At 60.1% G+C, this 13,813-nt stretch carries 13 protein-coding genes; 1 reads left to right on the top strand and 12 read right to left on the bottom strand.

Annotated elements, in window-relative coordinates; genetic code table 11:
• Positions 1-22: 22 nt before the first annotated feature.
• The 4 genes from recG to sciP all read right to left on the bottom strand — a co-directional run bounded on the left by recG (position 23) and on the right by sciP (position 5,452).
• The gene (gene recG / locus ACXAG8_RS00595) at positions 23-2,113 is read right to left on the bottom strand and encodes an ATP-dependent DNA helicase RecG (protein WP_475221336.1); all 2,091 of its coding nucleotides are present in this window, start codon (positions 2,111-2,113) and stop codon (positions 23-25) included.
• Complete coding sequence (gene ligA, locus ACXAG8_RS00590) at positions 2,110-4,236, bottom strand: NAD-dependent DNA ligase LigA (RefSeq protein ID WP_475221334.1); 2,127 nt, start codon at positions 4,234-4,236, stop codon at positions 2,110-2,112. The genes recG and ligA overlap by 4 nt, the downstream gene beginning before the upstream one ends.
• A 120-nt stretch (positions 4,237-4,356) precedes the next feature.
• Positions 4,357-5,073 (bottom strand): response regulator transcription factor CtrA, encoded by a 717-nt coding sequence (ctrA, locus tag ACXAG8_RS00585; RefSeq protein WP_475221333.1) that lies wholly within the window; start codon positions 5,071-5,073, stop codon positions 4,357-4,359.
• 85 nt (positions 5,074-5,158) lie between these two features.
• Positions 5,159-5,452, bottom strand: coding sequence for a CtrA inhibitor SciP (gene sciP, locus ACXAG8_RS00580; protein WP_475221332.1), 294 nt, complete (start codon positions 5,450-5,452; stop codon positions 5,159-5,161).
• A gap of 127 nt (positions 5,453-5,579) precedes the next feature.
• Here sciP and mnmA point away from each other — a divergent pair, with 127 nt between their 5' ends.
• The gene (gene mnmA, locus ACXAG8_RS00575; RefSeq protein ID WP_475221331.1) at positions 5,580-6,725 is read left to right on the top strand and encodes a tRNA 2-thiouridine(34) synthase MnmA; all 1,146 of its coding nucleotides are present in this window, start codon (positions 5,580-5,582) and stop codon (positions 6,723-6,725) included.
• On the opposite strand, the gene ACXAG8_RS00570 is transcribed toward mnmA, so the two are convergent.
• The 8 genes from ACXAG8_RS00570 to ACXAG8_RS00535 all read right to left on the bottom strand — a co-directional run bounded on the left by ACXAG8_RS00570 (position 6,722) and on the right by ACXAG8_RS00535 (position 13,799).
• Entirely contained in the window at positions 6,722-7,312 is a 591-nt protein-coding gene (locus ACXAG8_RS00570; protein ID WP_475221330.1) for a hypothetical protein, read from the bottom strand. The two genes, mnmA and ACXAG8_RS00570, sit on opposite strands and share 4 nt — an antisense overlap.
• A complete protein-coding gene (gene lpxB / locus ACXAG8_RS00565) occupies positions 7,309-8,466 on the bottom strand; it encodes a lipid-A-disaccharide synthase (protein WP_475221329.1) in 1,158 nt (385 codons plus the stop codon). The genes ACXAG8_RS00570 and lpxB overlap by 4 nt, the downstream gene beginning before the upstream one ends.
• The gene (locus tag ACXAG8_RS00560) at positions 8,466-9,260 is read right to left on the bottom strand and encodes an LpxI family protein (RefSeq protein WP_475221328.1); all 795 of its coding nucleotides are present in this window, start codon (positions 9,258-9,260) and stop codon (positions 8,466-8,468) included. Before ACXAG8_RS00560 ends, lpxB begins: the two co-directional genes overlap by 1 nt.
• Before the next feature lie 4 nt (positions 9,261-9,264).
• Complete coding sequence (gene lpxA, locus ACXAG8_RS00555; protein ID WP_475221327.1) at positions 9,265-10,050, bottom strand: acyl-ACP--UDP-N-acetylglucosamine O-acyltransferase; 786 nt, start codon at positions 10,048-10,050, stop codon at positions 9,265-9,267.
• Complete coding sequence (gene fabZ, locus ACXAG8_RS00550; RefSeq protein WP_475221326.1) at positions 10,047-10,520, bottom strand: 3-hydroxyacyl-ACP dehydratase FabZ; 474 nt, start codon at positions 10,518-10,520, stop codon at positions 10,047-10,049. The genes lpxA and fabZ overlap by 4 nt, the downstream gene beginning before the upstream one ends.
• A gap of 72 nt (positions 10,521-10,592) precedes the next feature.
• The gene (locus ACXAG8_RS00545; protein ID WP_475221325.1) at positions 10,593-11,177 is read right to left on the bottom strand and encodes an OmpH/Skp family outer membrane protein; all 585 of its coding nucleotides are present in this window, start codon (positions 11,175-11,177) and stop codon (positions 10,593-10,595) included.
• 4 nt (positions 11,178-11,181) lie between these two features.
• Complete coding sequence (bamA, locus tag ACXAG8_RS00540) at positions 11,182-13,542, bottom strand: outer membrane protein assembly factor BamA (RefSeq protein WP_475221324.1); 2,361 nt, start codon at positions 13,540-13,542, stop codon at positions 11,182-11,184.
• A gap of 128 nt (positions 13,543-13,670) precedes the next feature.
• Positions 13,671-13,799, bottom strand: coding sequence for a hypothetical protein (locus tag ACXAG8_RS00535; RefSeq protein ID WP_475221323.1), 129 nt, complete (start codon positions 13,797-13,799; stop codon positions 13,671-13,673).
• Between the last annotated feature and the right edge of the window lie 14 nt (positions 13,800-13,813).

Genomic DNA, 13,813 nt, shown 5'->3' with positions numbered 1-13,813 from the left:
TGAACTTTCGCGGACTTTCCGCCTAACCGACTGAAATCAAACGTATTGCCTGATCCTGCTTCATCAGCCACAACAAGACCCGCGCGGCCTTGCCCCTGTCCGAGTTCAGGTTCGGGTCGGACGACAGCAACGCCCGCGCGTCCGATTGTGCAATGGCCATAAGCCCCGCCTGCCGTTCCAGATCGGCAATGCGGAACCGGGGCAGCCCGGATTGGGCCGTGCCGATAACATCGCCCGCGCCGCGCATCTGAAGATCGGTTTCGGCGATACGAAAACCATCTTCGGTCTCGCGCAGAACCTCCAACCGCTTGCGTCCGCCTTCGGTTAGCGGCGGCTGATACATCAGCAAACAGGTCGAGGCCCCCTCGCCACGCCCGACCCGGCCACGCAACTGATGCAGCTGCGCCAGGCCAAAGACCTCGGCCCGTTCGATCACCATGATCGTCGCATTGGGAACGTTCACGCCGACCTCGATCACCGTGGTCGCAACCAGAACCTGGGTCTGCCCCGATTGGAACGCAGCCATTGCCGCGTCTTTCTCTGCCGCTGGCATCTGCCCGTGAACCAGACCCACCGCGCCCTCACCAAGTTCAGCGCGCAGACGTTTGAACCGGTCTTCAGCCGCCGTCAGATCGGACACTTCGGATTCGTCGACCAACGGGCATACCCAGTAACATTGCCTGCCATCCCGAATGGCCTGCCGCAGGTGTTCAACCACCTCGGCCATGCGCGGCGTGCCCAGGATGGCCGTTTTTACGGGCTTTCGGCCCGGCGGCTTTTCATCCAGAACCGACACATCCATATCGCCGTATTGCGCCAGTGCCAGACTGCGTGGGATGGGTGTCGCTGTCATCACCAGAACATCCGCCCCCTGCCCCTTTTCCGACAATTCCATGCGCTGGCGAACACCGAACCGGTGTTGTTCATCGACGATTGCCAGCCGCAAATCGTCAAACGCGACATCCCCCTGAAACACCGCATGCGTGCCGACCAGAATCTGGATCGCACCGGATTTCAGCGCCTCAAGCTTGGCTTTGCGTTCGGCCCCCTTGTCGCGCCCCGTCAACAGCTCAAGTACAACGCCCGCCTGTTCGGCAAGCGGGCGCAACCCCTCAAGATGCTGACGCGCCAGAATTTCCGTCGGCGCCATCATGACCCCCTGGCCACCGGCTTCGACCGCGACCAGCAATGACATGAAGGCAACAAGCGTCTTGCCCGACCCCACATCCCCCTGAAGCAGCCGGTTCATCCGCGCCTGCCCCGCCATGTCGGCGGCAATCTCGCCAATGGCGCGTTCCTGCGCACGGGTTGGCCGGTATGGCAAGCTGTCCAGAACGCGGGACTGCAACGCGCCGGTTCCCTGACTGACAATCCCGCGCGATTTGCGTTCTTTCTGACGCGCCAGGGCCAGGGTCAGCTGGTGCGCCAGAAGCTCGTCATAGGCCAGTCGCTCGCGCGGCAGAGAAAACGGCGACACATCATCTGCGCCCTGGGGTGCATGCGCCATGCCAATGGCCGCCTGCCAGTCCGGCCAGTTTTTCTGGGCGCGTTGAGCCGGATCAATCCATTCGGCCAGGTCCGGTGCGCGGGACAGCGCGCTGCGTGCTGCCCGAAAGGCCGTTTTCTGGGTCACGCCCTGTGTCAGGTGATAGACCGGTTCGAATTCGGGGATGCTGTCCGCTTCGGCCAGGGGCGCGACATGATCGGGGTGGACCATCTGTGCCTGCCCGTCAAACAGCTCAAGCCGGCCCGACACCAGCCGCAAAGCGCCTTCGGGCAGGATCTTTTTCAGGTATTCACCGCGCGCATGGAAAAAGACCAGCTGAAAACTTGTCTGGGCATCTTCGACAAGGATGCGATACGCGCCGCCCCTGTTGCGGGGCGGACGGTGGGCCCCGACGGTGACAGCCACCGTCAGCGTGGTTGGCAGATCCGCCCCCTGAACGGTGTCGCGGCGGCGCCTGTCGATGACCGCATAGGGCAAGGAAAATATCAGATCGCGCGGCGAGGCAATATCCAGCTGGCCAAGCAATTGCGCGGTTTTGGGGCCAACACCGTCAAGTGTTTCCAGCCCCGCAAACAACGGAAACAGGCTTTCGGGGCGCCCGCTCATGCTGGGGTGATCAGCTGTAGCCAGCCATCCTCGTCCAATGTCCGAACGCCAAGTTCGGCGGCCTTTTTCGCCTTGGACCCCGCACCGGGACCCGCGATCAGAATGTCGGTTTTCTTGCTGACCGAGCCTGACACCTTGGCACCCAAAGCTTCGGCGCGGGCTTTCGCCTCGGCGCGGGTCATCTTTTCAAGCGTGCCGGTAAACACAACCGTAAGCCCGGCAACCGGGCTGCCTTCGGTCTTTGGTTTCGTGGCGTCCTGAACGTCGAGCTGCGCAACCAATGCGTCGATACTCTGGCGTTCGGCATGCTGGGCAAAGCTAGCCACAAGGGTCTGGGCCATGACCTCTCCGACGCCGTCGATGCCAAGCAATTCGTCCCATTCCGGGCCGGTCCGGTCGGCGGCTGCGGTAATGGCCCGTTCAAACGCGTCCCAGCTGCCGTAATGGGTTGCGATCAGGTTCGACGCTGCCTCGCCAAGATGGCGGATGCCCAAAGCGAACAGCAACCGGCCAAGCGGGATTGCGCGCTTTTCCTCGATTGCGGCCCACAGGTTTGCCGCGCTTTGCGCGCCCCAGCCCTTGCGGTTGGCAAGCTTGTTCAGATTGGCCGCGTCCCGCGTTTGCAGCGTAAATATATCCGCCGGTGTTTTCACCGGCAAATCGGGATCAACATAAAATGCCTCAACCTGGCGGGCGCCGAGACCGTCAATGTCAAAAGCCTTTCGAGAAACGAAATGTTTCAGCTTTTCCATGGCTTGCGCGGGGCAAATCAGACCGCCCGTGCAGCGCCGCACCGCGTCGCCCTCTTCGCGGATCGCGTCGCTGCCGCATTCGGGGCACCGGGTTGGAAAGTCATAGGCCACGGCGGTATCGGGGCGCTTGGACAGATCGACATCGGCAACCTTGGGAATAACGTCGCCCGCACGATAGACCTGTACCCAGTCGCCAACGCGAATGTCCTTGCCGTCACGAATTTCCCCGCCCTTGGCATTGCGCCCGGCGATGTAATCCTCGTTGTGGAGCGTCGCGTTCGATACAACGACACCGCCCACGGTGACCGGATGCAGGCGGGCCACGGGGCTGAGGGCACCGGTCCGCCCGACCTGAATGTCGATCCCTTCGAGCCGGGTCCAGGCAAGTTCTGCGGGAAACTTGTGGGCGATGGCCCAACGCGGTGTTGTCGAGCGGAAGCCAAGGCGGGATTGCAAGGCCAGGTCGTTGACCTTGTAGACAACGCCGTCGATGTCATAGCCCAGCGTCGCACGCTGTTCCTCGATCAGGCGGTAATGGGCCAGAAGTTGATCCGTGGTATCGCAAACCTGAGTCAACGCGTTGATATCAAACCCAAAGTCGCCCAGGCGCTGTATTGCGCCCATTTGGGTATCTGACAATGGTTCAGACAATTCCCCCCAGGCATAGGCAAAAAACCCCAGCGGCCGCGACCGGGTGATCCGCGCGTCAAGCTGGCGCAAGGATCCGGCGGCGGCATTGCGCGGGTTGGCAAAACTTTTGCCGCCGGTTTCGGCCTGCCGCGCATTCAGTGCGTCAAAATCCCGGTGGGACATATAGACCTCGCCCCTGACCTCAAGAATGTCGGGCGCGTTTTCGATGTGGCGCGGAATGCCTTGGATGTTCAGGGCGTTTTCAGTGACATTCTCGCCAACCTGACCGTCCCCCCGCGTGGCGGCCTGCACCAGGGCTCCGCGCTCGTAACGCAGGGACAAAGACAGCCCGTCAATCTTTGGCTCGGCGGTATAGGACAGTGGCGCATCCGCCCCCAGCCCCAGGTATTTTCGGACCGAGCGGTCAAAATCCGTGACATCGACGGCATCAAAGGCGTTGCCCAACGACATCATGGCAACCGCATGGGTGACCTTGGTGAACCCGTCGGCCGGGCGGGCACCGACCCTCTCGGAGGGGCTGTCCGCCCGTTTGAGCTCTGGAAAACGGAGTTCGATTTCGGCGTTGCGCCGTTTCAGCTGATCATATTCCGCATCCGAAATCTCGGGCGCGTCCTTGGCATGGTATTGATCATTTGCCCGCAACAACAATTGCGCAAGGCGGGCCAGTTCGGCCCGCGCCTGATCTTTGGACAGATCTTGCACCAGAATGGTTTCGGTCATGGCCTCGCCCTTAACGGAATCTTGGACCCTAGTGATAGGGCGAGGCCATGGCCAGGTCCAGACGTGCTGAGCCGTGAGTGATGGCGCCGCCCTGGACCACGGCGGCGGTGTCTTGTCGGTTCAGGCCCCGACGGCCATACGCGTTTCTTCGACGGAATTGGTTTGCGGATCTCTCAGCACATATCCCCTGCCCCAAACCGTTTCGATGTAATTGTCGCCGCCCGTCGCATTGCTGAGCTTTTTCCGCAGCTTGCAGATGAAAACGTCGATGATCTTGAGTTCCGGTTCATCCATGCCACCGTAGAGGTGGTTCAGGAACATTTCCTTGGTCAGGGTCGTGCCCTTGCGCAGGCTCAAAAGCTCAAGCATCTGGTATTCCTTGCCGGTCAGATGCACTGTTTTTCCGTCAACCTCGACCGTTTTTGCATCAAGGTTCACGGCAACCTGGCCGGTATGTATCACCGATTGCGAATGGCCTTTCGACCGGCGAATGATGGCGTGAATGCGCGCAACCAGTTCTTCGCGGTGGAACGGCTTGGTCAGGTAGTCATCGGCCCCGAACCCAAACCCCTTGATCTTGCTTTCCGTGTCATCCGCGCCCGACAGGATCAGAATGGGGGTTTCAACCCGCGAAATCCGCAACTGCCGCAAAACCTCGTGCCCGTTCATGTCAGGCAGGTTCAGGTCCAGAAGGATCAGGTCGTAATCATAGAGTTTCGCAAGATCGATCCCTTCTTCGCCAAGGTCCGTTGCATACACGTTGAGATTGGCATGCGTCAGCATCAGTTCGATGCTTTTGGATGTTGTTGGATCATCCTCGACAAGAAGTATTCGCATATTACTGCTCCAATTCGGGTCAAATTATTCCTGCTAAAATCGAACCTGAATAAAAATGGTTAATCTGACGTTACCGTTGATTCATTTATTCACTTTCTACTTTAGGTTGTCGATATTTTTTTAGAGCCGTGGTCTTTAATGCGTCCACTCCGTGTTCTGCGACGGCCGAAACCCAGGCATTGAATTCCTCGTCGCTGATGCCGTATTTCTTTTTGGCATCAGACAGGGTTATCAGGCCGTACAGCACCCCGCGCACCACCATGGCCTTGCGCGATGCGACCCAGCGCTTGGTGTCTGGTGGGGGCAAATCCGCGCGCGTCAAAACCGTTCCGTCCGGCAGGTTTACCGATCGCGGCCCTTCAACTTTGTGCAAATACATCTTTCGACCCTCTTCTTGCTGCGACAAAGTTGGATCAGCCTACTTAATGTGCGGTGAAACCGCCCCTTGAGAGTGTCTAGAATTTTCCTATATTCTGCCGGTCTTCATTAACGCGAACGGACAGGCGATGGCCCTCGATACCAAGACACCTCTGAACTCGCTCGGATTTGCCAAGCCCCCCTCGGAAACAAGGGTTGTGGTGGCCATGTCCGGTGGCGTCGACAGTTCCGTTGTTGCCGCGCATCTGGCTGACGAGGGCTATGATGTGGTTGGCGTCACGCTGCAGCTTTATGACCATGGGGCGGCATTGGCCAAGAAAGGCGCCTGTTGTGCCGGCATCGACATTCACGATGCGCGCCGCGTCGCCGAGGAACGCGGCTTTCCGCATTACGTGCTGGATTACGAAAACATATTCAAGGACGCAGTCATCGACGAATTCGCCGACAGCTATCTGGCGGGGGCCACCCCGGTGCCCTGTATCCGGTGCAATGAACGGGTCAAATTCAAGGATCTGCTGGAAACGGCGCGCGATCTTGAGGCAGATTGCATGGCCACCGGTCATTACATTCAGCGCAAGGACGGCCCGAACGGTCCCGAATTGCACAGCGCGGCAGATGCCAACAGGGATCAGTCCTATTTCCTGTTTTCAACAACGCCCGAGCAATTGGATTACTTGCGGTTTCCTCTGGGCCATTTGCCATCCAAGGACGCCACGCGTGAAATGGCGGCGCAATATGGATTGGCGGTCGCGGACAAACCCGACAGTCAGGATATCTGTTTTGTCCCCGACGGCAATTACGCCAGCGTCATCGAAAAGCTGCGCCCGGGTGCCGCAGAACCCGGCGAAATCGTTCACGCCGACGGGCGTGTATTGGCGCAGCATGAGGGCGTGATTCACTATACGATCGGTCAGCGGCGCGGGCTGGGCATTGGCGGGCTGAGCGAGCCGCTTTATGTCGTCAAGCTGGATGTGGACCGCAAACAGGTTGTTGTCGGTCCCAAGGAAATGCTGGCGACCCGCACGATTCCGGTGCGCGAGATCAACTGGCTGGGCGACGCGGCGTTTACATCGCGCAAGGAGTGGCATGTCTCGGTCAAGGTCCGATCGACCCGCCCACCGCGCGACGCAATCATCCGGCCATTGTCAGAAACCACCGCCGAGGTCGAGCTGCTGACCCCCGAAGAAGGGGTTTCGCCCGGACAGGCCTGCGTGTTTTACGAAACCGAAGGCAGCCGCATCTTTGGCGGCGGCTGGATTTGGCGCGGATACTAGAGCGCGTCCGTCCATGAATTGCTGAGGATATAGATCCCCGCGCATATCATGACAAAAGGGACCAGCTTTTCAAGCCGCCGGGCCAGGCCGCCGGTATGGCCCGAAAAACGCCCGCCCAGGAATCCCAGCATCGCCAGCCCCAGCGCGGCCATCCCCGCACCCGCAAGACCGGCTACACGGAATGCGGGCGCGGAATCCGCCAACAAGGGTGCCAAGACCGCAAAGGTGTCCATCGACAGGCTGACAAACAGCAGCATCGTCACAAGGACCGGCGCGCTTGATGAGATCTGAAACCGCCTATCGTCTTGATCTTCAGTCGGCCTGAATTGCCGAACGACACCCAACAGGCCCAGACCCAGGGGGATAAAGCCCAGATATCCGGCCCAGTGCGGCATGACATCGTCGACACCCAGCGCCAACAGCGCGGCTGCGGCGATCACGACCACTTGCGCCAGCAAGAACCCCGGCACCGCCCGTTTCGGCCCCGAAACAAGGACCAGCCCAAGCAAGGCCGCCAGATTGTCCAGATTGGTCAGCACCTGGGTCACAAAGGCCGAGGCCCCAAAGACCACATATTCAGCCATCATGCCGGCAGACGCTCAAGAATCGCCCGGGCCGCGCGCAAACCGGGGGCTTCGCCGCCGCGCCCAAGCCGTTGCATGGTCACGGCCATCGCATCCTGTTGCAGGCCCGGTTTCTCGGCGACCGCAGACAAGGCCGACGCGATCGTCTGGGGCTGACAGTTATCCAGCAGGCATTCGGGAACGGCCCGTGTTTCCGACACAAGATTGACAAGGGTCACCGTGTCCAGCTTGACCAACCGCTCGGCCATTTTTTGCGTCAGCCACGACAACCGGTAAGCGATAACCATCGGTGTGTTCTGTGCGGCAAGCTCTAACGAGACAGTGCCGGATGCCGCCAGCGCAAGATCAGCCGCAGCAAAGGCCGCGCGTTTTTGCCGTGACGCGTCGGCAGGCGTCAGGTCACGCGGATCAAGAACAATTGGCGTGCCGGGCCAGTCGCGGACATGCTCGGCAACGGTGTCTGCGATATGCGCCACCGCCGGAACCACAACCCGCATACCGGGACGGTCCCGCAGGAACAGTCCAAGCGCCTCGCCGAAGACGGGCGCCAGCCGGTCAACCTCGCCCCGACGCGATCCGGGCAGTGCCAGCACGAAGGGCGCATCGCCCAAACCGCACGCGTCCCGCAAAGCGGCCCTGTCTGCATCACGCGCAACAGGCTCGTTCACAACCGGATGCCCTACAAAGTCGCACTCCATCCCGGCGCGTTCCATATAGGGCGGTTCGAACGGCAACAGCGCAAGAACATGGTCGATGACCTTTGCCATCTTGTCCGCCCGCCCCGGCCGCCAGGCCCAGACACTTGGGGCGACATAGTGAACCGTTCGCAAAGTACTGCGCGCCTTGACCAGACGCGCCACCCGTAACGAGAAATCGGGGCTGTCTATGGTGATCAGCACGTCGGGTGCGGTGTCCAGAACAGCCTGTGCCGTTTCTGCGATCCGCCGCTTGAGGTGAAAGAACTTAGGCAACACCTCGACCAGCCCCATGACGCTGAGCTCGGCCATGGGAAACCGGCTGTCCAGTCCCTGGGCCTGCATCAACGGGCCGCCGATGCCATCAAATGTGACGCCCGGCACCAGGGCTTTCAGCCCCTCCATCAGCGCGCCGCCCAGCCGATCCCCCGAAGGTTCGCCGGCCACAAGGAAAACGCGCATCAGACGGCCCGCTCGCGCACGACAAGGAAAAGACCCAACCGGTCACAGGCTTCCAGCACGCGGTCCTGCTGCAGAACGATTACACCGCCCTTTTCAAGAACAATGCCTGCCAGACCAGCCGCGGCGGCTGCGGGCACCGTTTCAGGTCCGATGGCAGGCAGGTCTGCGCGGCGATCTTGTCCGGGCTTTGGGCCTTTGAACAGGATGCCGCCCCCCGCATCAGGGCGCTGGGTCAGCGATTGCAACATCCATGCAGTGCCATAAATGCCCTCAACCGCCAGCGCCTGACCTTTGGACACGACACAGGCTTGACCGATATCGGCATCACCCATGGCACGCAGAATACCGGCCGCGCGGTCGGCGTCGGACAAATCGGCCTCTGTGGGCGTGGTCTGCGTCAGGCACCCCAGCGGCGGCAGAATATCCGGGGCAAGGCCATGGGCCGGCAGCACCTCGAACCCCGCATCTTCGAAAATGCCGATCACGGCGCGCAATGCACCATCATCGCCGGACATGATCGCCTTTTGCAGTACCGGAACCAGCGGCATCGTTGCCGCGTCAATTCGGGCCGGGTCAACCTTGGGGCGGCGCACGGCACCGGCCATGCAAATGCGGGTTACCCCCCGCGCCTTGAGATCAGCCACGAAACTGCCGAGCGTTTCCAGAGGAAAGACAAGATCTGCCTCAAGCCTGTCTGGCAGAAACCCTTCCATGGCGCAGATCAGGGGCTGTTCATCCAGCCGTGCAACCACTTCGTCCGGCAAAAGGCCCGTGCCCGCGATCAATGCCAGCATCGGCTTACTTCCCAGGCGTCAGGAAGGACCGGTCGGTATGCCCGGTGACGAACTCGACAATGCGCTGAACGTATTCGCTGTCATTGCCGTCGCCCACCCGGTGCGCCCGGTCCATGAAGGTGCCCTGCCCCTCGGACAATTCGCGGAAGGCCGCCCGCAGGGCCGAGATATCCTCGCGCGGGACGCCGCGGCGTTTCAGACCGACCAGGTTCAGCCCGTCCAGAACGCCGCGCGGCGCCTGCACCAGCCCATAGGGAATGACGTCATTGGCGACCATCGTCAGCGCCCCGATAATGGCGCCCTGTCCCACGCGCACCCATTGATGCAAGCCCGAGATGCCGCCCACGATGACGTCATCCTCGACGATGCAATGACCAGCGGCGCCGGAATGGTTGACCATGATCACGCGGTTGCCGATCTGAACGTCATGGGCCACGTGAACACCGGCCATCAGCAGGCAGTCATCCCCGATGCGGGTGACACCGCCGCCCCCTTCGGTTCCGGTGTTGATGGTGACATGTTCGCGAATGCGGTTGCGCTTGCCGATTTCCAGACGGGTATTTTCGCCGCCGAACTTCAGGTCCTGCGGAATTTCGCCAATGACGGAAAAGTTGAAAACGACCGTTTCTTCGCCGATTTGCGTTTCGCCGGTCACCACGACATGAGATTTCAGCTCGACCCCGTCAGCCAGCCGCACCTGCGGACCGACATAGCAGAACGGGCCGATCTTGCAGCCCAGCCCGACCTGGGCACCGTCTTCGATGATCGCGCTTGGGTGGATATCGCTCATGCCGTCTTTTCCATGTCCCAGTCGACATAGGCCGAAAACTCGGCCTCGGCTGCGACTTCGCCATCTACGGTCGCGCGGCCGCTGAACTTGAATATCTTGCCGCCCTTCTTGCCGCGCACGGTTTCCACATGCATTTCCAGAACGTCGCCCGGCACCACCTTGCGGCGGAATTTGCACTTGTCGATATTCATGAAATAGATCAGCAGCTCGCTGTCGATGACATCCATGCCCACGCCCAGCATGACGCCGGCGGTCTGGGCCATCGCCTCGACAATCGTCACGCCCGGCATGATCGGAGTGCCGGGAAAATGCCCCTGGAAATGGGGTTCGTTCATGGTGACGTTCTTGACACCGACGGCCGAGTGATACCCGGAAATATCTACGACCTTGTCAACCAGCAGAAACGGATAACGATGCGGCAGAATACGCTGTATCAGCTGAATGTCGGCGCTCTTGGTTTCCGTGGTCATAGTGCAGAATTCCTGTTTTGGACGTCTCTTTCCAGCGTGGTTAGCAATCCCGGCCACCAAGGGCAAGCACACCTATTGATCGGTACCGCTTTCCAGGGCCTGCCCGTCGCCGATTGCGGCGTTGATCCGCGCGATGGCCGCATCCGTCACATCCGACGCGTCCGAGCTGAGAAAAACGTTCGAGCGTTCGATGATCATCGAGGATCCGGTTTCGCGCAACAGGTCGATCAGAACCGGCTGTACCAGATCAAAAAACATGTTCCGGGCCTCTTCGCTGCGGCGGGCAAGAGCATCAAGCTTGGCACGCTGCCCATCGCGGTGCGACTGAACCTTCTGGTCGAACGCTTCGGCCAAGGGTCTAAATTCGCCCGCAGCAAGCGAGGATCGCCGGTCGGTCAGGTCCTTTTCCTCTTTGCTCAGTTCCTGAACAATGCGCTCGTTTTCCTCGGCCAGCACGCTGCTTTCGGCCTCGATCTCGCGAAAGACACGCTGGCCAAACTCCGATTCCGCAAACAGCCGCTCGCTGGAAATGGTCAGAACCCCCGATTGGGGCAGGCCAATCTGCTGGGCCACCACCGGTGCCGCCACTGTCAGCAGGCACAAAACACACAGGGCCCGAAACGGGCCCTGCATGATATTCACGACGCTTGCGAACATGGCGTCAGAACTGGGCCTGAATGGTCAGGTCAAAGTTCTGCACCTTGTCGAATTCCTCTTTCTTGACAGCCTGAGAGAAGTTGAACCGCAGCGGGCCAAACGGCGTGTCCCACAACAGCGACACCCCGACAACATGGCGGATCGAGCCATCGGCCCCGACAATATTCGCGCCATTCGTGTTGACGTTGCTCACGTTGTAGAGATTGCCGAAATCATAGAACACACCGCCGCGCAGCCCAAGCTCTTCGGGCAGGCCAAGCGGGAAATCCGATTCCAGACGCGCAACCCAGTAATAGTTACCGCCGATCCCGTCATCCTGACCAGAAGACAGGTCGCGCGGGCCAATACCGGCAGGTTCAAACCCGCGGAACGTGTTGGGGCCAAGGACGAAACGGTCGATGGTTCGGCTGAAATCGTTGCCCCGCCAGTGCAAGGCACCCATTTCCAGCGATGCCCGCAGGGTCACCTCTTCGTTCAGAACCTTGGTCTGCGCCACGGTCCGCGCTGTCGTCTTGAAGTACTGATTGTCACCCCCAAGGCCCGCGGCATCCACGCCAACCTCGAACAGGACACCAGCATTGGGGTTCAGACCACCCAGACGGCTGTCATAGACATAAGACAGCCCCAACGAGCTGGTGACACGCTTGCCTTGTGCAATCTCGGACGCGATGACCGCACCATTGGTTTCATTATCCTGTTGCGTCATCTCGCTGCGATCCCAGCCGTACCTGACGCGCAGGGCCGAAAGCTCGCCAATCGCATAGGTCAGCTGCGGGTTCAGGAAGACCCGCTTGGTATCATAGCTGGCAAAGCTTGAATTGGTGCTGGCCAGGCCAAGCCCCAGGTCAAAGCGCAGCTTACGCCCCAAAAGATAAGGTTCCGTGAAATTAATCACGTACTGTTCGGCATCCTGCGCGGTCGACAGGGTAATTCCCAGGTTCTGTCCGCGCCCCAGAAAGTTCGATTCCTGCAGCCCGATCGCAATCCCGAAACCGTCCGAGACCGAGTAGCTGCCGCCCAGGCTCAGCGAGCCGGTGGGCTGTTCCTCGACATCCACGTCGACAATCACCTGGCTGGGGGTCGACCCTTCGCGGGTTTCGACATCGGCCACCGCAAAGAAACCCAGCGCGCGGATGCGCTCGGCGCTCTGGCGGATTTCGCGCGGGTTGAACGGGTCACCTTCGACGGTGTCGAACTGGCGGCGAATGACACGGTCCAGTGTCGTCGTGTTGCCTTCGATATCGATCCGTTCAACAAAAATGCGCGGGCCCTTGGTCAGAACAAACTCGATATCCAGTGTCAGGTCGCGGTCATTGCGTGTCACGCGCGGTTCGATCCGCAGGAAATCGACGCCTTCCTTGATGCCCAGCCGTTCCTGGCGGGCGATCGAGTTTTCGATCAGCGTCGGCGAATAGATAACGCCGGGTTTGATCTTCAGCGCGTCCTGATAGGGCGCGGGATCAACACCAGGTATCTCGCTGACGGTGGTGATCCTGCCAAAACTGAACTTCTGACCCTCGGTGATGTTCATCACCAGAAAGAACGCATCCCGCTCGCGGGTGAATTCCACGTTTGCGCTGTTGACCCGGAAATCGACATAGCCGCGCGACAGGTAGAAATCGCGCAGGACCTGTTTGTCGAATTCAATCCGGTCGGCAATAAAGGTATCGCCGCGCAGGAATGTCCGCAAAAAGTTGGCTTGCTTGGTTTCAAGCACGCGACGCAGGCGGCGGTCGGAATAGGCCCGGTTGCCGACAAAGCTGACACGCTCGATCTCGATCGTGGTGCCTTCGGCGACCTCAAAGACCAGATCGACACGATTGTCGCTGCGCCGGATGATCCGGGGAATGACGGTGGCCGCCACCCGGCCCTGCGCCGAATACACTTCGGCAATCAGATCGGCGTCGGTTTCGGCCACTTGCGGCGTGAACACACGCCGCGGCTGAGAGGTTATGACCTCCATCAGCACGTCGTCCTTGACCCGGCGGTTGCCTTCAATGCTGATCTTGTTGATCGTCGGGTATTCCTGAACCTCGATCAGCAATGTGCTGCCGCTTGGGGTCAGTTCGACTGTTTCAAAAACACCACTGTCAAGCAAACGCTGATAGGCATCGTTCAACTGCCCCGCAGTCACCGATTGCCCGGGTTCGATTCCGGTGCGGGCGATGATCGTCGAGGTTTCGATCCGACGATTACCCTCGACCTTGAAGCCGTTGAAACTGTAGTTCTGAGCCAGCGCGCTTTGCGGCAGAACCGTCAAGGTCATTGCAGCGAAAAGGAAAAAAATTGTAAGCGCGCGCCACAAAATATTGTCTTGCGGCGATTTCGCACCGCAGGATATGCCCGTGCCTCTGCTGTAAGCCATATTGTTCTCTACCTAGAATTTTCAGACTTTAGCAGTTGAGTAACGGGATTGATTGATCTTGTCAAAAGACCAAACAACACAGCCCGCCAGCGGCGTGCGGCGGGCCGTTTTCCACATGATTGTAAGAATCACATTCCTGCGAGATATGCGCCCGCAGCCAAGGCCAGCGCGGTGGCGCCGAAGCTCAGCAAAACGTCCCAGTTCAGTACAAACAGGAAGCTGAAGCTTTGATAGGATTTTTGCAGCGTCTTGGTCATGGCGCGTAAGCCCA

The sequence above is a fragment of the Ruegeria sp. ABD4_443 genome (assembly GCF_056160865.1).
The sequence above is the reverse complement of the archived record's forward strand: the minus strand, read 5'-3'. Positions and strand labels throughout refer to the sequence as shown.